Source organism: Pseudomonas sp. Irchel s3h17, from assembly GCF_900187505.1.
In the GTDB taxonomy this organism is placed as follows: Bacteria; Pseudomonadota; Gammaproteobacteria; order Pseudomonadales; family Pseudomonadaceae; genus Aquipseudomonas.
On the sequence record NZ_FYDL01000003.1, the window covers coordinates 259,448 to 279,567 of the forward strand.

Here is a 20,120-nt window from a genome sequence, read left to right on the forward strand (position 1 = left end):
GTCGGCTTTTTCATGGCCGCCGTTTGCCTTAAAAACCGCGGCGGATCCTGGCCTTGAGTTCGGTATGGAAGCGATCTGCACTAGTCCGGTTGTTTGTGCGTATCGACTCGTTGCTGGAGATCGAGTCCAGCGTCATCACGCGTTTGAGTGTCTGCTCGTTGCGGTAGGCGTCGATAAAGAAGTCGAGGTCGGTGATCCTCGCCAGTTTTGGCCACTTGTCGAGGTACTCTGGCAGTTCGCCGACACCGGTCTTGAATGAGCAGATCCGCCGATCACTGATGGTCGCTTCGCCAATTTCGAAGGGCACCCACCAGGAATGCGCGGTTTTGTCCGACACCACCGCCAGCAAATGGCTGCACTCGGTAATGTTACGGGTGATCACCCCGGTGATGTCGTCGGTGGTTTGCGATTCGGGATCCAGTACATCCAGATAGGTTTTTATCCCGGCCTGGCTCAGGCGGTCGTTGATCTCCTTGGCTTTGGGGCGGTCGGTATGGCGGTAGCTGATAAAGACGGGCATCAGAAGTGTCCCTTGATCGCGAGCTCGCGGTAATAGGCGCCCAGGGCGGTGAGGCGACAGCCCGTGGATTCGATGGCGGCGTAATACATGTGTTCGGCATCGACCGGTTCGACCAGGCTGTGGCGATTGCACTTTTGCAATTGGGCGAAGATGTCGCCGTTCTCGGGGTTGTAGGTCGCCTCCGTGGGCTCAAAGCTGGGGTCCAGAGGGAAGACAAAACTTGCCTCGGGGAACCAGTCAGGCAGCTTGCGCAGTGTTTCCTCGGCGATCAGTGGCGCGACTTCGCGCAAGGCCACGAATTGCGACACGTTGGTCTTGAAGACTGGGCGCTGCTCCCAAGCGCCCAGCGCGTTGTCGACGAACGAGTACACGCTGCCGGGTGTGACTTTGCCCAGCACATTGGCTGCGCCGCCATGCAGCGCCTGCAAGAGCAGGCCGGTAAAAACGCCGTGGCCGGCCCTCTCCATGGCCGGCTGCTCTTTCTTGCACGCGGTGAGGATGGTCATACCCTCGCCGATCATGCTGCTGCCACCCCTTAAGCCGCGTACATCAGCGGCGGCGCCGGCTTCGCAGCAATCGAGAATGATGATTTTGTTTTTGATCTGGGGGGCATTGTTGGCCCAGACGAGAATGTCGCTGATGCGGATGCCGTCACCACCGCCTCCGAAGTCCTGGGGAATCAACAGCCCCTCATCAATGTGTGTGTCGAATTGCCCGTGGCCGGCGAAGTACAGCAGGGCGACATCGCAGTCGCCGGAGAACAGTTCCTGAATGCTCTGCTTCAACAGTCTGCATGTCAGCACTTCTTCGGCTGACGTCATGACCTTGTTGCTGAAATTGGGGCGGCCGCTGGCGTGGCGCTCCAATAGCGAGGCCATGGCCATGGCATCGTTGTTACAGCCGCTGAGATGGGCAACGTGGCTGTAGTGGTTAATGCCGATAAACAGTCCCTTGCGCATCATTCACCCCGCCGTCTGTTCGCGAATGGCGCTGACGATGCTCTGGGTGTTCCAGGCGCATTCGGCATGGGCGGCCTCGCGTACCACACTGGAAATGCGTTCGGCACCAAAGGGCTTGATCGCGATGATCACTTTGCCCATGCGCTTGGCGATTTCGATTTCCTTGTTGATCCACTGGCTGTAGGTCGCGTACATGCCGGCCATGATCAGCACGGCCGAGCAGGGGCGAATCTGGTTTTCGATGGCCGTTTCCAGTTCCTTGTCGGTTCGGGCGCCGATGATCGGGTCGTCCGACGGCACCGAGTAGTTCTTGAAGTCGAAGCGTGGCTGGGCTTTCAGCAGCCTGACCAGATTGTCGTGAGCGTCTGAGTAGGTCCACGAATGACTGATGAACAAATGATAGGTTTGCATGGGCTTTCCCTCGGTTCGCGTTCAGCGAACAACGGCTCGCGCAACCAGGCGGGTGGCACGAAGAGGGACTGAATGTAGGGGTATCAGACAGGGCGACAAGGCCTCCAAAGACAAAGAGACGAGTCCTTCGCCTGAAGGGAAAAAGTCTTACGGAAGGTTGTCGGGTTTAATGCGCGAGGTGTAGGTCGCAAGGCGAGCAGGGTAGTCCGCGCCCTTGCCGGGTGGCAGGGGCGGGACGGTCTGTTTAATAGCTGGTTTCGGGCAGGCTGGCGATGATCGAGCGGTAGCTGTTCATGCGCTGCTGCTGCACGCGGCCGTCTTCCAGTGCCTTGAGCAGGGCGCAGCCCGGTTCGCGGTCGTGCTTGCAGTCGCGGAAGCGGCAGGTACCGATCAGGTCGTTGAACTCGATGAAGCCGGCTTCGACGTCGGCGCGGCTAACGTGGCCCAGGCCAAACTCACGGATACCCGGGGAGTCGATCAGCTCGCCGCCACCGGGGAAGTGGAACAACCGCGCGGTGGTGGTGGTGTGGGTGCCCTGGCCGGACAGTTCGGACAGCGGGCCGACACGGGCTTCGACTTCCGGCAGCAGGCTGTTGACCAGCGACGACTTGCCGACGCCGGACTGGCCGACGAATACGCTGATGCGCCCGTCCAGCTGCTTTTGCAGGGTTTCCATGCCATTGCCATGGTGCGCCGAGACTTCCAGCACGGGGTAGCCCAGTGTGCGATAGACCGCCAGCAGTGCATTGAGCGCCGGGGCGTTCTGCTCGTCGATCAGGTCGAACTTGTTGAGCAGCAGCAACGGGCGAATGCCGGCGTGCTCGGCGGCCACCAGGTAACGGTCGATCAGGTTGGCGTGCGGCTCGGGCAGTGGCGCAAAGACGATCACGATCATGTCGACGTTGGCCGCTACCGGCTTCAGTTGGCCGCGGCTGTCCGGGCGACACAGCTCGGTGTTGCGCGGCAGTTGCGCGACGATCACCCCGATGCCCTGGTTGCCGGCACGCCAGACCACCTGGTCGCCGGTCACCAGCGCAGGCAGGTTGGCGCGCAAGTGGCAGCGGAACACCTGGCCGGCCAGTTCGCCCTCGCAGGCCTCGACCTCGACCTGGACGCCGAAGTGGGCGATGACCAGGCCCGTCTGCTCAGGGCCCAGGTCACCACCTTCCAGCGCTTGCACGGCGGAGGATTCGCGTTTGGCGGCGCGGGCAGCGCGCTCGCCTTGAATCTTTTCGATGCGCCAGTTTTGACGACGATTGAGTTGGCGTTTGGCCATGGGTGTTCCGTGTTGATAATGCAGCGATTAGGTAAAACGGCCGCGAGTTTAGCACGCCCGCGTACGTGCCTAGGCTAAACTGCGCAACACTGCTTAGGAGCCGACACATGCAAAACCCACAGAATCTGATCTGGATCGACCTGGAGATGACCGGCCTGAACCCGGACACCGACGTCATCATCGAAATGGCCACCATTGTCACTGACAGCAATCTCAATACCCTGGCCGAAGGCCCGGTGATTGCCATTCACCACAGCGACGAGATCCTCGCCGGCATGGACGAGTGGAACACCCGTCAACACGGGGGTTCCGGCCTGACCCAGCGGGTGCGCGACAGCCGTATCAGCATGGCCGAGGCCGAAGCCCAGACCCTGGTGTTCCTGGAACAATGGGTACCCAAGGGCAAGTCGCCGATCTGCGGCAACAGCATTTGCCAGGACCGTCGCTTCCTCTATACCCACATGAAGTCCCTGGAAAGCTACTTCCACTACCGCAACCTGGACGTCTCGACCCTCAAGGAGCTGGCCGCGCGCTGGGCGCCAGAGGTCCGTGACAGCTTCAAGAAGGGTAGCACCCACCTGGCGCTGGACGACATCCGCGAGTCGATCGCCGAGTTGCAACACTACCGCCAGCATTTCATCAAGGCCTGATGATCGGGCGCTCCCTCAGGCGCTGCAATCACCCTGTGGGAGCGGGCTTGCCCGCGAATGGCCCGGTCGGGCCATGAAGTTGTCTGGGTCTGAGAACATTCTTGAGTGCCCTCTTCTGGTGCCGACCCTAAATGGCTAGACTGCGCGCCTTCTTGCAAGGACCGCCGCCATGTTGCTGATGCTCTACCTGATTGCCATTACTGCTGAAGCCATGACCGGCGCGTTGTCTGCCGGTCGTCGTGGCATGGACTGGTTTGGTGTGGTGTTGATCGCCTGTGTCACGGCGCTGGGGGGCGGCTCGGTGCGTGATGTGCTGCTCGGGCATTACCCGCTGACGTGGGTCAAGCACCCGGAATACCTGGTGCTGACGACGGTCGCAGCGATGTTCACGGTGTTCGCGGCACGCTGGATGCGCCATCTGCGTTCAATGTTCCTGGTGCTCGATGCGGTGGGGCTGGTGGCCTTTACCCTGATCGGTTGCATGACAGCGCTGGAAATGGGCCACGGCATGTTGGTGGCCTCCGTCAGCGGCGTTATCACCGGGGTATTCGGCGGCATCCTGCGCGACATCTTCTGCAACGACATTCCGCTGATCTTCCGCCGCGAGCTCTACGCCAGCGTCTCGTTCGCGGCCGCCTGGTGCTACATGTTTTGCCTGTACCTGCAATTACCCGGGGAGCAGGCGATCCTGATCACCTTGTTCGGCGGTGTCCTGCTGCGACTGTTGGCGATCCGCTTTCATTGGGAAATGCCCAAGTTCGTCTACAACGACGAGCACTAACGACTGGCGTGTTGCCTGAGTGCCCAGGCCACGTGTTCGCGAACCAGTTCTGACGGATGCTCGGCCCGTGCTTTCAAGGCTTCCAGCACCACAATGCTCGATGGCGCGTTGCCCAGGCCCACCGCCAGGTTGCGCAGCCAGCGTTCATAACCGGCGCGACGCAGGGGGGAGCCTTCGGTGCTGCTCAGGAACTTGTCTTCGTCCCACATGAACAGTTCGGCCAGTTCGGCATTGTCCAGGTTGTGGCGGGGTTTGAAGTCGCTTTCGCCGGACGGGCGAGCGAAGCGGTTCCACGGGCAGACGATCTGGCAATCATCACAGCCGAACACCCGGTTGCCGATCAACGGTCGCAAGTCTTCGGGGATGGAGCCTTTGAATTCGATGGTCAGGTAGGAAATACAGCGCCGGGCATCCAGTACATAGGGGCCGACGAACGCGTTGGTCGGGCAGATGTCCAGGCACGCCGTGCAGCGCCCGCAATGCTCGGAGCTGTGGGGCGGGTCCACGGGCAAGGGCAGGTCGACGAACAGTTCGCTCAGGAAAAAGTAACTGCCGGCCTTGCGGTTCAGTACCAGGGTATTTTTGCCGATCCAGCCAAGGCCTGCCTGCTCGGCGATGGCTTTTTCCAGGACCGGGGCGCTGTCGACGAACGCCCGGTAGCCGAAGGGACCGATGACGTGCTGAATCTTCTCCGCCAGTTGCTGCACGCGCTTGCGGATCAGCTTGTGGTAGTCGCGGCCCAGGGCGTAGCGCGAGATGTAGGCTTTTTCCGGTTGGGCCAGCATCTGGGCCATCCGGGTGTCACCCGGCAGGTAGTCCATGCGCAGCGACACCACGCGTAGCGTGCCGGGTACCAGCTCGTCAGGGTGTGAGCGTTTGCTGCCGTGGGCGCCCATGTAGTCCATTTCACCGTGGTAGCCCGCTTCGAGCCAGCGCGCCAGGTGCTGTTCATGCTCGGTCAGGTCCAGACCGCTAATGCCGACTTGTTGAAAGCCCAGCTCGCGGCCCCAGTCCTTGATCGATTGGGCGAGAGCGGGCAGGTCTGTGGTAATTGCAGGCATGAGACAAGAGAAACCGGAGCTGAGGTGCGTATAATTCTGCCAGACATCGGAGCCCGAAGACGCATGCCGCAGACAAAACACGATTTACCCGACGTTCAGTCACTGGATCCAGCCCGTTTAACGACGCTTTCGGCACGTTCGCCGAGCGCCCATAAAGGCCGGTTCGGTCATGTGCTATTGATTGGCGGTGACCGGGGATTGGGCGGTGCGATCCTGCTCAGCGCCCAAAGCGCCTTGCGCTGCGGTGCCGGGCTGGTTTCGGTCGCCACCCGCAGCGAACATGTGCCGGCGGCGTTGGCTCGCTTGCCCGAGGTCATGGTTGTGGGGGCCTCATCGGCCAACCAGTTGATGGGGCTGTTGGGCCAGGCTTCGGTGTTGGTGGTCGGTCCGGGGCTGGGGCAGAACGCCTGGGGCCGCAGTTTGCTGTCGGCGGCGGCCAATTCGCCGTTGCCTCAAGTCTGGGATGCCGACGCACTGAACCTGTTGGCGCTGGGGGGCGTGAGCCTGCCCAAGGATTGCGTGATCACGCCGCATCCAGGGGAAGCTGCGCGTCTTTTGGGGATTTCGACAGCTGAGGTTCAGGCGGATCGCCTTACCGTGGCGCGCGCGCTGAGCACGCAGTTCAAGGCCGTCGTGGTTTTGAAAGGCGCGGGAAGCCTGATTGCCAGCCCCGATGGTCGGGTGTTTCGCTGCGATCGCGGGCATCCGGCCATGGCCAGTGCCGGCCTGGGTGATGTATTGGCTGGCGTGGTGGGTGCGTTGCTGGCCCAGGGAATGGACGCCTTCGAGGCTGCCGCGCTGGCCGTCTGGCTGCATGCCGTCGCGGGTGAGGGGCAAGGCAAAATGGGCCGGGGGCTGGCGGCCAGCGATTTGATTCCCGCCATTCGTCAGTTGCTGGAGGAGCAAGCACCGTGTCTGAAGTAACCCTGTACCTGGCCAATGAAGACGCGATGGTCGCGCTGGGCACCCGTCTCGCTGAAGTGACCCGAGGGCACGGCATCCTTTTTCTGGAGGGGGACCTTGGAGCAGGTAAAACCACCTTGTCGCGGGGCATTATCCGGGGGTTGGGGCATGCAGGCTCGGTGAAAAGCCCGACGTTCACCCTGGTCGAGCCTTACGAGATCGGTGATGTTCGCGCCTTCCACTTCGACCTGTATCGATTGGTCGACCCGGAAGAACTGGAGTACCTGGGGATCCGCGACTACCTCGAAGACGATGCGTTGTGCCTGATCGAATGGCCCTGCAAGGGTGCAGGCTTTTTGCCAAAGCCTGACCTGACCATTACCATTAGCCCGCATGGCAGCGGACGTTCGCTGAGATTATTGCCCCAAGGCGCGCGTGGCGAGTCGTGGTGTGCCGCTTTGGCATTGGAATTCAAATAAATGATGGGGTTAGGTATGCGCTTTCGCGCGTTGGTTGCTGTCGTAGGAATGCTGCTTACGGCACTGGCCGTCGACGCCGTAGCTGCGACAAAGGTGAACAGCGTTCGCCTGTGGCGGGCGCCGGACAACACGCGACTGGTGTTCGACCTGTCTGGCACGGTCCAGCACAGCGTCTTCACCCTGACGGCCCCTGATCGCCTGGTGATCGATATCAATGGCGCAACACTGGGTGCGCCGCTGAATGTCGCCACCGCCAATACGCCGATCACCGCCATGCGTTCGGCGCAGCGCACGCCGACCGACCTGCGGGTGGTCATCGACCTGAAAAAGGCCGTGACCCCGAAAAGTTTCGTGCTCCCGCCGAACGCGCAGTACGGCAACCGACTGGTGGTCGATCTCTTCGATAACCCGTCCGATGCCGCGCCTGCGCCCGTGTCGACGCCAGCTCCAAGCGTTGCCACAGCCCCTGCGGTGCCGGTGACGCCGACTGAGCCGGCGATCAAGCTGCCGCCGGCCCCGGCTGGCAAACGCGACATTATCGTGGTCATCGATGCCGGTCACGGCGGCGAAGACCCGGGGGCCTCCGGGTCCCGTGGCCAGCGTGAGAAGGACGTGGTGCTGGCGATCGCGCGCGAGTTGCAGCGCCAGGTCAACGGCATGAAAGGCTTCCGTGCCGAACTGACCCGGACCGGCGACTACTTCATCCCGCTGCGTGGCCGTACCGAGATCGCCCGCAAGAAGGGCGCCGACCTGTTCGTCTCCATTCACGCCGACGCCGCGCCTTCGAAGGCGGCCTTCGGTGCTTCGGTGTTTGCGCTGTCCGATCGGGGTGCTACCTCCGAGACTGCGCGGTGGCTGGCCGACAGCGAAAACCGTTCCGACCTGATCGGTGGTGCCGGCAACGTCAGCCTCGATGACAAGGACCGTATGCTCGCCGGGGTATTGCTCGACCTGTCGATGACCGCTTCGCTGACCTCCAGCCTGAACGTCGGGCAAAAGGTCCTGAGCAACATTGGCCGGGTCACGCCGTTGCACAAGCAGCGCGTCGAGCAAGCCGGGTTCATGGTGCTGAAATCGCCGGACATTCCATCGATCCTGGTGGAAACCGGGTTCATCTCCAACGCCAACGAAGCCTCGAAGCTGGCCGCGGCGAGCCATCAGCAAGCGCTCGCACGCTCCATCAGCAGCGGCGTGCGGCAGTTCTTCCAGCAAAACCCGCCACCGGGCACTTACATTGCCTGGCTGCGTGATTCCGGCAAAATCGCCCAAGGGCCTCGCGATCACACCGTGCGCCCGGGGGAAACCCTGGCCATGATTTCGGTGCGTTACCAGGTATCGGCAGCGTCGCTGCGCAGTGCTAACGGGCTGAAGTCCGATGAGCTTAAAATCGGCCAGCACCTGAATATTCCGGGTACCGACCTGGCGGCCAAGGAATGAACGACATCGTGAACAACTCGGCGCGTATCGAGCTGCTCAGCCCGCGCCTGGCGAACCAGATTGCCGCCGGTGAAGTGGTTGAGCGCCCGGCGTCGGTGATCAAGGAGTTGCTGGAAAACAGCCTCGACTCCGGCGCCCGGCGCATCGATGTCGATGTCGAGCAGGGCGGCGTCAAGTTGCTGCGGGTTCGCGACGATGGCAGTGGTATCCCGGCCGATGACCTGCCCTTGGCCCTGGCCCGTCACGCCACCAGCAAGATCCGCAACCTGGAAGACCTCGAGCAGGTCATGAGCCTGGGGTTTCGTGGTGAGGCCCTGGCCTCCATCAGCTCCGTGGCGCGCCTCACCCTGACCTCCCGTACCCGTGACGCCGATCAGGCCTGGCAGGTTGAAACCGAAGGCCGCGACATGGCGCCCCGGGTACAGCCGGCCGCGCACCCGGTGGGCACGTCGGTGGAAGTGCGCGACCTGTTTTTCAACACCCCGGCGCGCCGCAAGTTTCTCAAGACCGAAAAAACCGAATTCGATCACCTGCAAGAAGTGATCAAGCGCCTGGCGCTGGCGCGTTTTGATGTGGCCTTTCACCTGCGCCACAACGGCAAGACCATTCTCAGCTTGCACGAAGCCCATGATGACGCGGCGCGTGCACGGCGTGTGGCGGCGATCTGCGGCTCGGGATTCCTTGAGCAGGCGTTGCCGATCGAAATCGAACGCAATGGCCTGCATCTGTGGGGCTGGGTCGGGCTGCCGACGTTCAATCGCAGCCAGGCAGATCTCCAGTATTTCTTCGTTAACGGCCGTGCCGTGCGCGACAAGCTGGTGGCCCACGCGGTGCGCCAGGCTTATCGCGACGTACTGTTCAACGGTCGTCACCCGACCTTTGCGCTGTTTTTCGAGGTTGACCCGGCCGCGGTCGATGTCAACGTGCACCCGACCAAGCACGAAGTGCGCTTTCGCGACGGGCGCATGGTTCACGATTTCCTCTACGGCACCCTGCACCGCGCCTTGGGCGATGTGCGCCCGGAAGACCAGTTGGCCGGGCCGGCGGCAGTGGCCACCATGGTTCGTCCGACCGGTATCGAGGCGGGGGAGTTCGGCCCGCAAGGCGAAATGCGCCTGGCCGCCAATGCGCTGCTGGAGCAGCCGCAGGGGGCGCCGACGTTCAATGCGCCGGGTTCGGGCGCGGGTGCCGGTTATCAGTACCAGTACTCGCCACGTGCGCAATCATCGGGTGTGCCGGTGGCCGAAGCCCAGGCCGCCTATCGCGAATTCTTTGCGCCCTTGCCCGAAGCCAATGCGACGGCGCTGCCGGACGGTCAGGGTGATATCCCACCGTTGGGCTATGCGCTGGCGCAGCTCAAGGGTATCTACATTCTGTCGGAGAATGCCCAAGGGCTGGTGCTGGTGGACATGCATGCCGCCCATGAGCGGATCATGTACGAACGCCTGAAAGTGGCGATGGCCAGCGAAGGCCTGAGTGGCCAGCCGTTGCTGGTGCCGGAATCGCTTGCCGTCAGTCAGCGTGAGGCCGACTGCGCCGAAGAGCATGGCAGCTGGTTCCAGCGCCTGGGCTTCGAGTTGCAGCGCCTGGGCCCGGAAACCCTGGCTATCCGGCAGATTCCGGCCTTGCTCAAGCAGGCCGAGGCCAATCGCCTGGTTCAGGATGTACTGGCGGACCTGATGGAATACGGCACTAGCGACCGGATTCAGGCGCACCTGAACGAATTGTTGGGCACCATGGCCTGCCATGGCGCCATTCGCGCCAATCGGCGCCTGGCCTTGCCAGAAATGAACGGCCTGCTGCGGGACATGGAAAACACCGAACGCAGCGGTCAATGCAACCATGGCCGACCGACCTGGACCCAATTGGGCCTGGACGATCTGGACAAACTGTTCTTGCGCGGTCGTTGATGAACCAGCTTCCTCCAGCGATTTTCCTGATGGGCCCGACCGCTGCGGGCAAGACCGACCTGGCCATCGAGCTGACCAAGGTCCTGCCGTGCGAGCTGATCAGCGTCGATTCGGCGCTGGTGTATCGCGGCATGGACATCGGCACCGCCAAGCCTTCGAAAGCACTGTTGGCCGAGTTTCCCCATCGCCTGATCGATATCCTGGATCCGGTGGAGGCCTATTCGGCGGCTGATTTCCGTCGAGATGCCCTGGAGGCCATGGCGGATATCACCGCTCGCGGCAAGATCCCGCTGCTGGTCGGTGGCACCATGCTCTATTACAAGGCGCTGGTCGAAGGGTTGGCGGATATGCCGGCGGCTGATCCGCAGGTCCGCGCAGAGATCGAAGAAGAGGCTGCGCGTCTTGGCTGGCAAGCCCTGCACGATCAATTGGCGGTGATCGACCCGGTGTCGGCGGCGCGTATTCACCCCAATGATCCCCAGCGACTCAGCCGGGCGCTGGAAGTTTATCGGGTCAGCGGCCAGAGCATGACCGAGCTTCGTGCGCGACAATCTGCGCAAAGTACTGAAGCAGGCGCTTCGGGTCAGCCACAATTGCCCTATACTGTTGCAAATTTGGCGATTGCCCCGGCAAATCGTCAGGTACTGCACGCGCGTATTAAACAAAGATTCACACAAATGTTGGAACAGGGATTCATTGACGAGGTCGTAGCCCTGCGTAAAAGAAGTGACCTGCACTCGGGGTTGCCGTCTATACGCGCTGTGGGCTACCGACAAGTCTGGGATTACCTGGATGGCAAGCTGACGTCAGCCGAGATGCAGGAGCGTGGGATCATTGCCACGCGCCAATTGGCGAAGCGCCAGTTCACCTGGTTGCGCAGTTGGGCTGACCTGCACTGGCTGGACAGCCTGGATTGCGACAATCTGCCACGCGCCTTGAAATACCTGGGAACGGTCTCCATATTGAGCTGAGTCCTTGCAATTGCCGTCTATCCTTGGGGGTGTGACGGCTCAAGCCATCTGTTTACCTATTTTTTATTATTGAATCCTTAAAGGAGTGCGGCACATGTCAAAAGGGCATTCGCTACAAGACCCTTACTTGAATACTTTGCGTAAAGAGAAGGTGGGGGTTTCCATCTATCTGGTCAACGGTATCAAACTGCAAGGCACGATCGAGTCCTTCGACCAGTTCGTCATCCTGCTGAAAAACACCGTCAGCCAGATGGTTTACAAGCACGCTATCTCTACAGTGGTACCGGTTCGTCCAATTCGTCTGCCAAGCGCAACCGAATCCGAACAGGGTGACGCTGAGCCAGGTAACGCCTGATAGGAGTCTCCTTTGTTCTTTGAGCGCCACGGTGGTGGTGAACGGGCCATTCTCGTTCACTTGGATGGTCAGGACCCTGAGGCGCGCGAAGATCCGCAGGAGTTTCAGGAGTTGGCAATTTCGGCCGGCGCCGAGACCGTCGCGTTTGTTAACGTGCCGCGTCATCGGCCATCCGCCAAATACCTGATTGGCAGCGGCAAGGTCGAGGAGTTACGCGACCAGGTCAAAGCCGAGCAGGTCGATCTGGTGATTTTCAATCACACCCTCACGCCCAGTCAGGAACGTAACCTCGAACGTGTTTTCGAGTGTCGCGTGATTGACCGTACGGGGCTGATCCTCGATATCTTCGCCCAACGCGCCCGCACCCATGAGGGCAAGCTCCAGGTCGAACTGGCCCAGCTTGATCACTTGAGTACGCGGCTGGTTCGCGGCTGGACTCACCTTGAGCGGCAGAAGGGCGGTATCGGTCTGCGCGGTCCGGGTGAAACCCAGCTGGAAACCGACCGGCGTCTCCTGCGGGTTCGCGTGCGGCAGATCAAAGGCCGCCTGGAAAAGGTTCGCAGCCAGCGTGAGCAGGCTCGTCGCGGCCGCAAGCGTGCGGATATCCCGTCGGTGTCACTGGTTGGCTATACCAACGCCGGCAAATCGACGTTGTTCAACTCCGTGACCCAGTCCGACGTTTTCGCCGCCGACCAACTGTTCGCCACCCTCGACCCGACCTTGCGCCGGCTTGAGCTCAACGACCTTGGTCCAATCGTGCTGGCCGACACCGTGGGCTTCATTCGTCACTTGCCGCACAAGCTGGTTGAGGCATTTCGGGCTACGCTCGAAGAGTCGAGCAACTCGGACTTGCTGCTGCACGTGATCGACGCCCATGAACCTGAGCGCATGGCGCAGATTGAACAGGTGATGGTGGTGCTCGGTGAGATCGGTGCGCAAGACTTGCCGATCCTGGAGGTATACAACAAACTCGATCTGCTCGAGGGCGTAGAGCCGCAGATCCAGCGCGATGCCGATGGCAAACCGCAACGGGTCTGGTTGTCGGCGCGCGATGGCCAGGGCCTGGACCTGCTCAAGCAGGCAATCGCGGAACTGCTTGGCGATGATTTGTTCGTCGGCACCTTGCGCTTGCCACAGCGTTTTGCTCGACTGCGTGCACAGTTCTTCGAACTGGGCGCGGTACAGAAAGAAGAACACGACGAAGAAGGCATCAGTTTGCTGGCTGTTCGTTTACCACGGGTCGAGCTCAATCGACTGGTGAGTCGCGAAGGTTTGCAGCCGCTGGAATTCATCGAGCAACACACTTTGCAATAAAAGCCTGAAAAAGCGGTTGTGCCGCTGTGGCAGGCATTCTGTAGCATTGGTCGGCGCGCCGTGGGTGCGTCTTTGCTTTATCAGATGGAGAGCGCTATGGCTTGGAATGAGCCGGGTGGCAACTCGAATAATCAGGATCCTTGGGGTGGTAAGCGCCGCAATAATGGCGACCGCAAGGGGCCACCGGATCTCGACGAGGCCTTCCGAAAGCTGCAGGAAAGCCTGAACGGGTTGTTCGGTAGTGGTAAAAAACGCAGTGACGATGGCGGCGGTTCGAGCAAGGGCGGCGGTTACGGCCTGCTCGGCATCGGCCTCGTGGTGCTGGCGGCCGTCTGGCTGTACAGCGCGGTCTACGTCGTCGACGAGCAGGAGCAGGCCGTGGTGCTGCGCTTCGGCAAGTACTACGAGACTGTCGGCCCGGGCCTGAACATCTACTTCCCGCCGATCGATAAAAAGTACATGGAAAACGTCACGCGTGAGCGTGCGTACACCAAGCAGGGTCAAATGCTGACTGAAGACGAAAACATCGTCGAAGTGCCGCTGACCGTGCAGTACAAGATCAGCAACCTGCAGGATTTCGTGCTGAACGTCGATCAACCGGAAATCAGCCTGCAGCACGCGACCGAGAGTGCCTTGCGCCATGTGGTGGGTTCCACCGCGATGGACCAGGTGCTGACCGAAGGTCGTGAACTGATGGCCAGCGAGATCAAGGAGCGTCTGCAACGCTTCATGGATACCTATCGCACCGGTATCACCGTCACTCAGGTCAACGTTCAGAACGCAGCCGCACCGCGTGAAGTCCAGGAAGCCTTCGATGACGTGATCCGCGCTCGTGAAGATGAGCAGCGTTCGCGCAACCAGGCTGAAACCTACGCCAACGGCGTCGTGCCGGAAGCCCGTGGTCAGGCCCAGCGCCTCATTGAGGATGCCAACGGTTACCGTGACGAAACGGTCTCGCGCGCCAAGGGTGAGGCTGATCGCTTCACCAAGCTGGTCGCCGAGTACCGCAAGGCGCCGGAAGTCACGCGTCAGCGTCTGTACCTGGACACCATGCAGGAAGTCTTCAGCAACACCAGCAAGGTTCTCGTGACCGGCAACAAGGATGGCCAGAGCAATCTGCTGTACTTGCCGCTGGACAAGATGATCGACAGTGGTCGCGCCACCAGCACCGCGGTGCCTGGCATGCCGGCCACCAGCAATGAAGCGAATGCGCGTGCGGCAGCAGATCTGCAGCAACCGGCACGTACCAGGGAGAGTCGCTGATGAGCAATAAATCGCTGATCGCCCTTATTGTCGGCGTCGTCGTGGCGATCGCAGCCTGGAACTGCTTCTACATCGTGGCTCAGACCGAGCGTGCGGTGTTGCTGCAGTTTGGTCGCGTGGTTCAGACTGATGTTCAGCCGGGCCTGCATGTGAAAGTGCCTTACGTTAACCAGGTGCGTAAATTCGACGCACGTCTGATGACGCTGGATGCACCGACACAGCGCTTCCTGACGCTGGAAAAGAAAGCGGTCATGGTTGATGCCTACGCCAAATGGCGCGTGAAAGATGCCGAGCGCTTCTACACCGCGACCTCCGGCCTCAAGCAGATTGCTGACGAGCGCTTGTCGCGTCGTCTGGAATCGGGCCTGCGTGACCAGTTTGGCAAGCGCACCCTGCACGAGGTGGTTTCCGGTGAGCGTGACGCGCTGATGGCGGATATCACGGCTTCGCTGAACACGATGGCGGAAAAAGAGCTGGGCATCGAAGTCGTCGATGTTCGGGTCAAAACCATCGATCTACCGAAGGAAGTGAACCGCAGCGTGTTCGAGCGTATGAGCACCGAGCGTGAGCGTGAAGCTCGTGAGCACCGCGCCAAGGGTAATGAGCTGGCAGAAGGCATTCGTGCCGACGCCGATCGTCAGCGCCGCGTACTGCTGGCTGAAGCCTATCGTGAATCTGAAGAGGTTCGCGGTGACGGTGACGCCCAGGCCGCTGCGATCTACTCCAAGGCCTACGGCCAGGACCAGGAGTTCTACGGTTTCTATCGTAGCCTGCGTGCCTACCGTGAAAGCTTCGCGAACAAAACCGACGTCATGGTTCTGGACCCAAGCAGCGACTTCTTCCGTTACCTGGAAAAAGCCAAACCTTGATCCAACACTGATCCTGAAGGAACCCCGCCGGGCGGCTAAAGCCTCTCGCGGGGTGATCCTTTGGGAAAACGTGTGTATGATGCGGCAGCCGGGAAATTCCCGGCTTTTTTGCGTCTGCACGTTTGATTGCGTGCAATCGGGTTGAACAACTCGACAGGTTTTTCGAGGAAAGTGTTTGGCGAGGCCGGATTCAGGCCGATCGCCGCGTCGTTCATGGGCGCGACTTATGCGAATGGGCCAGACATTTTCTGCTTCACTCAAGGTCAGCCCGTGGGCTGGCCGCCCGGATCATAGGGGAATGGCGTAATGGCAACGGTAGACCGCTGGCTGCTGCCAGATGGCATCGAAGAAGTACTGCCACCAGAGGCCGCGCGCATTGAAGTGGCGCGTCGTCAGGTGTTGGATCTGTTCCAGAGCTGGGGTTACGAGTTTGTCGTGACTCCCCATATCGAGTACCTGGAATCCCTGCTGACCGGCGCAGGCCAGGACCTGGATCTGCGCACCTTCAAGGTCATCGACCCGCAGTCGGGCCGCCAGATGGGCTTTCGCGCAGACATCACGCCGCAAGTGGCGCGCATTGATGCGCACACCCTGCGTCATGAAGGCCCGAGCCGCCTGTGCTACGCCGGTAGCGTGCTGCATGCGCAGCCGCGTGCCTTGTCGTCCTCGCGCAGCCCTATCCAGCTGGGCGCCGAGTTGTACGGCGATGCGAGCCCGAGCAGTGATGTTGAAGTCATCAGCCTGATGCTGGCGATGCTGCAGTTGGCCGACGTCCCGGATGTGCACATGGACCTCGGTCATGTTGGCATCTACCGTGGTCTGGCGCGTGCGGCCGGTTTGTCCGGTGAAGTCGAGCAGCAGTTGTTCGATGCCTTGCAACGCAAGGCCGTCGATGAGGTCATTACCTTGACCGAAGGCCTGCCTGCCGAACTGTCGGGCATGCTGCGGGCGTTGGTCGACCTGTGTGGTGGCCGCGAAGTGCTGGCCGCTGCCCGCGAGCGCCTGGCCAATGCGCCGGCGCCAGTGCTGGCGGCGCTGGACGATTTGCTGGCGATTGCCGAGCGTCTGACCCTGCGTTTCCCGGAGCTGCCGCTGTACTTCGACCTGGGCGAGTTGCGCGGTTATCACTACCACACCGGTGTAGTGTTCGCGGTGTTCGTGCCGGGCATGGGGCAGTCTATCGCCCAGGGCGGTCGTTACGACGACATCGGCGCCGACTTCGGTCGTGCCCGTCCGGCAACCGGCTTCTCTACCGATTTGAAAACCCTGGTGACCCTGGGGCGTGCTGAAATCGAGCTACCGTCCGGCGGTATCTGGATGCCTGACAGTACGGATGCAGCACTCTGGCAGCAGGTTTGCCAGTTGCGCAGTGAGGGTCAGCGTGTCGTCCAGGCTTTGCCTGGGCAACCATTGGCCGCCGCCCGTGATGCGGACTGCGACCGGCAATTGATTCAGCAGAACGGGCTTTGGCAAGTATTGCCGCTGGCTTCTTGAGTTTTCCTGCCGGCGTTGCCGGCACCAAGTTTGCGCGAATGAGGACAAGTGTTATGGGTAAGAATGTCGTAGTCCTGGGCACCCAATGGGGTGATGAGGGCAAAGGCAAGATCGTTGATCTGCTGACCGAACATGCTGCCGCCGTAGTGCGCTACCAGGGTGGCCACAACGCTGGCCACACGCTGGTGATCGACGGTGAGAAAACCGTCTTGCACCTGATCCCGTCGGGCGTGCTGCGCGAAGGCGTGCAGTGCCTGATCGGCAACGGCGTGGTGGTTGCACCTGACGCCCTGCTGCGCGAGATCACCAAGCTGGAAGAGAAAGGCGTACCGGTGCGCGAGCGCCTGCGTATCAGCCCGTCCTGCCCGCTGATCCTGTCCTTCCACGTGGCGCTGGACCAGGCCCGTGAAAAGGCCCGTGGCGAGCTGAAGATCGGTACTACCGGTCGCGGCATCGGCCCAGCCTACGAAGACAAGGTTGCGCGTCGTGGCCTGCGTGTGGGCGACCTGCTCAACATGCCGCGCTTTGAAGACAAACTGCGTGAACTGGTGGATTACCACAACTTCATGCTGGTGGGTTACTACAAAGAGCCAGCCATCGAGTTCGACAAGACCCTGGCCGAGTGCAAGGAATACGCTGAGCTGCTCAAGCCGCTGATGCTGGACGTGACTGCCGAGCTGCACGAGCTGCGTCGCGCCGGCAAAGACATCATGTTCGAAGGCGCCCAGGGTTCGTTGCTGGACATCGACCATGGTACCTACCCGTACGTGACCAGCTCCAACACCACCGCTGGCGGCGTTGCTACCGGTTCGGGTGTTGGCCCGATGTTCCTGGACTACATCCTGGGCATCACCAAGGCTTACACCACACGTGTAGGTTCGGGTCCATTCCCGACTGAACTGTTCGACGAAGTCGGTGCGCACCTGGCCAAACAAGGTCACGAGTTCGGCGCGACTACCGGCCGTGCTCGTCGTTGTGGCTGGTTCGACGCGGTTATCCTGCGTCGCGCTATCGATGTGAACAGCATCTCGGGCATCTGCCTGACCAAGCTGGACGTACTCGACGGTCTGGAAACCATCAGCATCTGCGTCGGCTACAAAGATGCAGAAGGCAAGGACATTGCCCCGACTGACGCTGACAGCTACTTGGGCCTGCAGCCGGTGTACGAAGAAGTGCCGGGCTGGACCGAGTCGACCGTGGGTGCCAAAACCCTGGAAGAGCTGCCAGCTAACGCCCGTGCTTACATCAAGCGCGTTGAAGAGCTGATCGGCGCGCCGATCGACATTATTTCGACAGGTCCGGATCGCAACGAAACCATCGTTCTGCGTCACCCGTTCGCTTAATAAGCTGTTGATGTAAAACACAAAGGGCCCTTGATAGGGCCCTTTGTCGTTTCTGCCTGCCGGACGGCATGACCTTTGCTGTGAAGTCCATTAAGCGCATCGCTTTCAGCGTGCCATCATATTAATGGCGTCAAGCAGGGGGATTTTAAGTGTCGGCCGTTCTCTCACTGTTACAAAGCCGGTTGTTGCGGCCGGTGTTCGTTACCCTTGGTATCGCTCTTTTGGTGCAGGTCCTGGTGGCTGTTGCGCTGACCCGGAGCACCGTGACGGCATTGGAGGCGGATCTGGGGGCTCGCCTGGGTGCGGATAGTCAGAAGCTTTCTGGCGAACTCGAGCAGGCCGGACGCGAGGTCACCTCAAGTCTCGACAGCCTGTCCACCAGCACCCGCCAGCGCCTGACGAGTGGCTTGTCCTCGCGGCTCGAGGATGAGCAGGCGCAGTTGCGCACCACGCTGGAAAAGGACCTGAAGGATTCGGCCAATGACATGGCCCAACTCCTGGCTTCGGTTGCGCCTCGCGCCATGTGGGATAGCGACGTTCCAACCCTGTCGGAGTTCGCCCGGCGTGCCCAGCGCAATCCGAACGTGTTGTTCGTGGTCTACGACGATGCCACCGGCCAGCACCTGACGCGGTACCTGAACCGGGAAAACCCGATCAACAAGGCCCTTTTGGAAAAGGGCCAGGGTGAACGGGCGCTGGACAAAGTCCTGGACGCGGCGAAAAACGATCCTTCGGTTTACTACGTCGAAGCCTCGATCAATCCCAATGGCGTGGAAATCGGCAAGGTGCTGATGGGGGTCTCCACGGCTTCGGTGGAAAGTAACCTGGCCGCCCTCGACAAGCGCTTCTCGGCGTTGATCGCCAGCAGCGACCAGTTGGTCGGCGACAGCCTCAAGGGGGCGGCGGCCGACAGTGCCACGGCCATGCGTTCGCGCTTGCAGTCGGCGCAAGCCACCGCCGGCGAGATGAAGGCCAATACCACCAGTACCGTACAGGAAGCCGCTGCGACCTTGCGCTGGCGGATCGGCATGGCGCTGGCGCTGGTCGGTTGTGGTGTCTTGCTGCTGCTGGCAGTGGTGCTCGGGCGGCGCGTGGTCAATCGTTTGAAGCTGCTGATTGCCGCCATGGACGACCTGGCGGCGGGAGAGGGGGACCTGACCAAGCGAGTGAAGATCAGCAGCAAGGACGAAATCGGCGACATGGCGTCGGCGGTCAACCGCTTTGTGGATAAGTTGCAGCCCATCGTACGTGAGGCCGGTGATGTGGCTCAGCGCACGGGCATTGAAATCGGCGCCATGACACAGCGCAATGCCGGTGCGGACGCGGCGGCGGCCTCCCAGCGTGATGAGGTGGCGGAGAGCCTGCGGGCGTTGTCGCAAATGGCGGATGAGGCGCAGGCCGAAAGCCAGGCCATGCAGGCGGCCTTGCAGCAGGTGGTGGACATCCGCCAGGCGACGGACGAAAACACCCGGACCTCGGCGCAGGTCGGCAGCCTGATCGAGGCGTTGGCCGGGCAGGTCGACACCGGGGCCAAGGTCATCGAGCGGCTGGCGCAACAGAGCGAGCAGATTGAGGTGGTGCTGGAGGTGATCCACGGGATTGCCGAGCAGACCAACCTGTTGGCGCTGAACGCCGCCATCGAAGCGGCGCGTGCCGGTGAAACCGGGCGCGGATTCGCGGTGGTGGCGGACGAGGTGCGGGCCTTGGCCAGCAAGACGCAAAGCTCGACCGGCGACATCCAGGCGCACATTGGTGCCTTGCAGCAGGGCGCTCGTGAGGCCGTGGCGGCAATTGGGCAGGCCGGGCGTCAGGCCAGCGAGGGGCTGCTGGTATTGCGCGACAGTGCGCGTTTGCAGCAGTCGGTGCAGGTGTCCGTCGAGCAGGTCCATGCGGCCATTGGCCTGGCGACTCAGGCTGCGGCTCATCAGGCCCAGGGGGCGCAAGCGGTGCGGGGGCGGGTCGAGACCATTCATGCGCAGGCCGAGAAAGCGGCTCAGGCGGTGGTAGAGACCACGGTCAGCGGCAAGGTGCTGGACGGCCTGGCCGCCCAGTTGAAAGCGAGCCTGGGGCAGTTCAGGGCGTAATGGGTGCCATCGCGGGCGGCGCTCCGCTTGCCCGCGATGG

Annotated in this window: 19 protein-coding genes; 14 read left to right on the plus strand and 5 right to left on the minus strand. The window is 61.5% G+C overall.

Features of this window, described 5'->3' with window-relative positions:
• Positions 1-28: 28 nt before the first annotated feature.
• The 4 genes from CKW25_RS05240 to rsgA all read right to left on the minus strand — a co-directional run bounded on the left by CKW25_RS05240 (position 29) and on the right by rsgA (position 3,166).
• Positions 29-520 (minus strand): toll/interleukin-1 receptor domain-containing protein, encoded by a 492-nt coding sequence (locus tag CKW25_RS05240; protein ID WP_095078134.1) that lies wholly within the window; start codon positions 518-520, stop codon positions 29-31.
• Entirely contained in the window at positions 520-1,479 is a 960-nt protein-coding gene (locus CKW25_RS05245) for a caspase family protein (RefSeq protein ID WP_095078285.1), read from the minus strand. Before CKW25_RS05245 ends, CKW25_RS05240 begins: the two co-directional genes overlap by 1 nt.
• Positions 1,480-1,482: 3 nt before the next feature.
• Complete coding sequence (locus CKW25_RS05250; protein WP_095078135.1) at positions 1,483-1,890, minus strand: TIR domain-containing protein; 408 nt, start codon at positions 1,888-1,890, stop codon at positions 1,483-1,485.
• A 244-nt stretch (positions 1,891-2,134) separates the two neighbouring features.
• The gene (gene rsgA, locus CKW25_RS05255; RefSeq protein WP_095078136.1) at positions 2,135-3,166 is read right to left on the minus strand and encodes a small ribosomal subunit biogenesis GTPase RsgA; all 1,032 of its coding nucleotides are present in this window, start codon (positions 3,164-3,166) and stop codon (positions 2,135-2,137) included.
• A 107-nt stretch (positions 3,167-3,273) separates the two neighbouring features.
• Between rsgA and orn the strand changes: the two genes are divergently transcribed.
• A complete protein-coding gene (orn, locus tag CKW25_RS05260; protein ID WP_095078137.1) occupies positions 3,274-3,816 on the plus strand; it encodes an oligoribonuclease in 543 nt (180 codons plus the stop codon).
• A gap of 169 nt (positions 3,817-3,985) precedes the next feature.
• Positions 3,986-4,597 (plus strand): trimeric intracellular cation channel family protein, encoded by a 612-nt coding sequence (locus CKW25_RS05265; RefSeq protein ID WP_095078138.1) that lies wholly within the window; start codon positions 3,986-3,988, stop codon positions 4,595-4,597.
• Here the strand turns inward: CKW25_RS05265 and queG are convergent.
• Positions 4,594-5,658 carry a tRNA epoxyqueuosine(34) reductase QueG gene (gene queG / locus CKW25_RS05270; RefSeq protein WP_095078139.1) on the minus strand — a complete coding sequence of 355 codons (1,065 nt, stop codon included), beginning with the start codon at positions 5,656-5,658 and terminating at the stop codon, positions 4,594-4,596. The two genes, CKW25_RS05265 and queG, sit on opposite strands and share 4 nt — an antisense overlap.
• A 63-nt stretch (positions 5,659-5,721) precedes the next feature.
• Between queG and CKW25_RS05275 the strand changes: the two genes are divergently transcribed.
• From CKW25_RS05275 to CKW25_RS05330, 12 genes are all read left to right on the plus strand, one after another.
• Complete coding sequence (locus CKW25_RS05275; protein ID WP_095078140.1) at positions 5,722-6,582, plus strand: NAD(P)H-hydrate dehydratase; 861 nt, start codon at positions 5,722-5,724, stop codon at positions 6,580-6,582.
• A complete protein-coding gene (tsaE, locus tag CKW25_RS05280) occupies positions 6,570-7,040 on the plus strand; it encodes a tRNA (adenosine(37)-N6)-threonylcarbamoyltransferase complex ATPase subunit type 1 TsaE (protein ID WP_095078141.1) in 471 nt (156 codons plus the stop codon). The genes CKW25_RS05275 and tsaE overlap by 13 nt, the downstream gene beginning before the upstream one ends.
• Before the next feature lie 3 nt (positions 7,041-7,043).
• A complete protein-coding gene (locus CKW25_RS05285) occupies positions 7,044-8,477 on the plus strand; it encodes an N-acetylmuramoyl-L-alanine amidase (protein ID WP_218192547.1) in 1,434 nt (477 codons plus the stop codon).
• On the plus strand, positions 8,474-10,387 hold the full coding sequence (mutL, locus tag CKW25_RS05290; RefSeq protein ID WP_095078143.1) for a DNA mismatch repair endonuclease MutL: 1,914 nt from the start codon (positions 8,474-8,476) through the stop codon (positions 10,385-10,387). Before CKW25_RS05285 ends, mutL begins: the two co-directional genes overlap by 4 nt.
• Positions 10,387-11,358 (plus strand): tRNA (adenosine(37)-N6)-dimethylallyltransferase MiaA, encoded by a 972-nt coding sequence (gene miaA / locus CKW25_RS05295; protein ID WP_095078144.1) that lies wholly within the window; start codon positions 10,387-10,389, stop codon positions 11,356-11,358. The genes mutL and miaA overlap by 1 nt, the downstream gene beginning before the upstream one ends.
• Positions 11,359-11,452: 94 nt before the next feature.
• Positions 11,453-11,713 carry an RNA chaperone Hfq gene (gene hfq, locus CKW25_RS05300; protein ID WP_010221594.1) on the plus strand — a complete coding sequence of 87 codons (261 nt, stop codon included), beginning with the start codon at positions 11,453-11,455 and terminating at the stop codon, positions 11,711-11,713.
• A gap of 12 nt (positions 11,714-11,725) precedes the next feature.
• Positions 11,726-13,027 (plus strand): ribosome rescue GTPase HflX, encoded by a 1,302-nt coding sequence (gene hflX, locus CKW25_RS05305; protein ID WP_095078145.1) that lies wholly within the window; start codon positions 11,726-11,728, stop codon positions 13,025-13,027.
• Positions 13,028-13,123: 96 nt separating this feature from the next.
• Positions 13,124-14,290 carry an FtsH protease activity modulator HflK gene (gene hflK, locus CKW25_RS05310; RefSeq protein ID WP_095078146.1) on the plus strand — a complete coding sequence of 389 codons (1,167 nt, stop codon included), beginning with the start codon at positions 13,124-13,126 and terminating at the stop codon, positions 14,288-14,290.
• On the plus strand, positions 14,290-15,159 hold the full coding sequence (gene hflC / locus CKW25_RS05315) for a protease modulator HflC (RefSeq protein WP_095078147.1): 870 nt from the start codon (positions 14,290-14,292) through the stop codon (positions 15,157-15,159). Before hflK ends, hflC begins: the two co-directional genes overlap by 1 nt.
• Before the next feature lie 306 nt (positions 15,160-15,465).
• On the plus strand, positions 15,466-16,653 hold the full coding sequence (locus CKW25_RS05320) for an ATP phosphoribosyltransferase regulatory subunit (protein WP_095078148.1): 1,188 nt from the start codon (positions 15,466-15,468) through the stop codon (positions 16,651-16,653).
• Positions 16,654-16,706: 53 nt separating this feature from the next.
• Positions 16,707-17,996 (plus strand): adenylosuccinate synthase, encoded by a 1,290-nt coding sequence (locus CKW25_RS05325; protein ID WP_095078149.1) that lies wholly within the window; start codon positions 16,707-16,709, stop codon positions 17,994-17,996.
• Positions 17,997-18,145: 149 nt separating this feature from the next.
• A complete protein-coding gene (locus tag CKW25_RS05330; RefSeq protein ID WP_095078150.1) occupies positions 18,146-20,080 on the plus strand; it encodes a methyl-accepting chemotaxis protein in 1,935 nt (644 codons plus the stop codon).
• Positions 20,081-20,120: the final 40 nt, after the last annotated feature.

Coding starts and splice junctions, on each gene's coding strand:
- CKW25_RS05240 (WP_095078134.1), bottom strand. CDS start 520: ATGCCCGTCTTTATCAGCTACCGCCATACCGACCGCCCCAAAGCCAAG.
- CKW25_RS05245 (WP_095078285.1), bottom strand. CDS start 1,479: ATGCGCAAGGGACTGTTTATCGGCATTAACCACTACAGCCACGTTGCC.
- CKW25_RS05250 (WP_095078135.1), bottom strand. CDS start 1,890: ATGCAAACCTATCATTTGTTCATCAGTCATTCGTGGACCTACTCAGAC.
- rsgA (WP_095078136.1), bottom strand. CDS start 3,166: ATGGCCAAACGCCAACTCAATCGTCGTCAAAACTGGCGCATCGAAAAG.
- orn (WP_095078137.1), top strand. CDS start 3,274: ATGCAAAACCCACAGAATCTGATCTGGATCGACCTGGAGATGACCGGC.
- CKW25_RS05265 (WP_095078138.1), top strand. CDS start 3,986: ATGTTGCTGATGCTCTACCTGATTGCCATTACTGCTGAAGCCATGACC.
- queG (WP_095078139.1), bottom strand. CDS start 5,658: ATGCCTGCAATTACCACAGACCTGCCCGCTCTCGCCCAATCGATCAAG.
- CKW25_RS05275 (WP_095078140.1), top strand. CDS start 5,722: ATGCCGCAGACAAAACACGATTTACCCGACGTTCAGTCACTGGATCCA.
- CKW25_RS05285 (WP_218192547.1), top strand. CDS start 7,044: ATGGGGTTAGGTATGCGCTTTCGCGCGTTGGTTGCTGTCGTAGGAATG.
- mutL (WP_095078143.1), top strand. CDS start 8,474: ATGAACGACATCGTGAACAACTCGGCGCGTATCGAGCTGCTCAGCCCG.
- miaA (WP_095078144.1), top strand. CDS start 10,387: ATGAACCAGCTTCCTCCAGCGATTTTCCTGATGGGCCCGACCGCTGCG.
- hfq (WP_010221594.1), top strand. CDS start 11,453: ATGTCAAAAGGGCATTCGCTACAAGACCCTTACTTGAATACTTTGCGT.
- hflK (WP_095078146.1), top strand. CDS start 13,124: ATGGCTTGGAATGAGCCGGGTGGCAACTCGAATAATCAGGATCCTTGG.
- hflC (WP_095078147.1), top strand. CDS start 14,290: ATGAGCAATAAATCGCTGATCGCCCTTATTGTCGGCGTCGTCGTGGCG.
- CKW25_RS05320 (WP_095078148.1), top strand. CDS start 15,466: ATGGCAACGGTAGACCGCTGGCTGCTGCCAGATGGCATCGAAGAAGTA.
- CKW25_RS05325 (WP_095078149.1), top strand. CDS start 16,707: ATGGGTAAGAATGTCGTAGTCCTGGGCACCCAATGGGGTGATGAGGGC.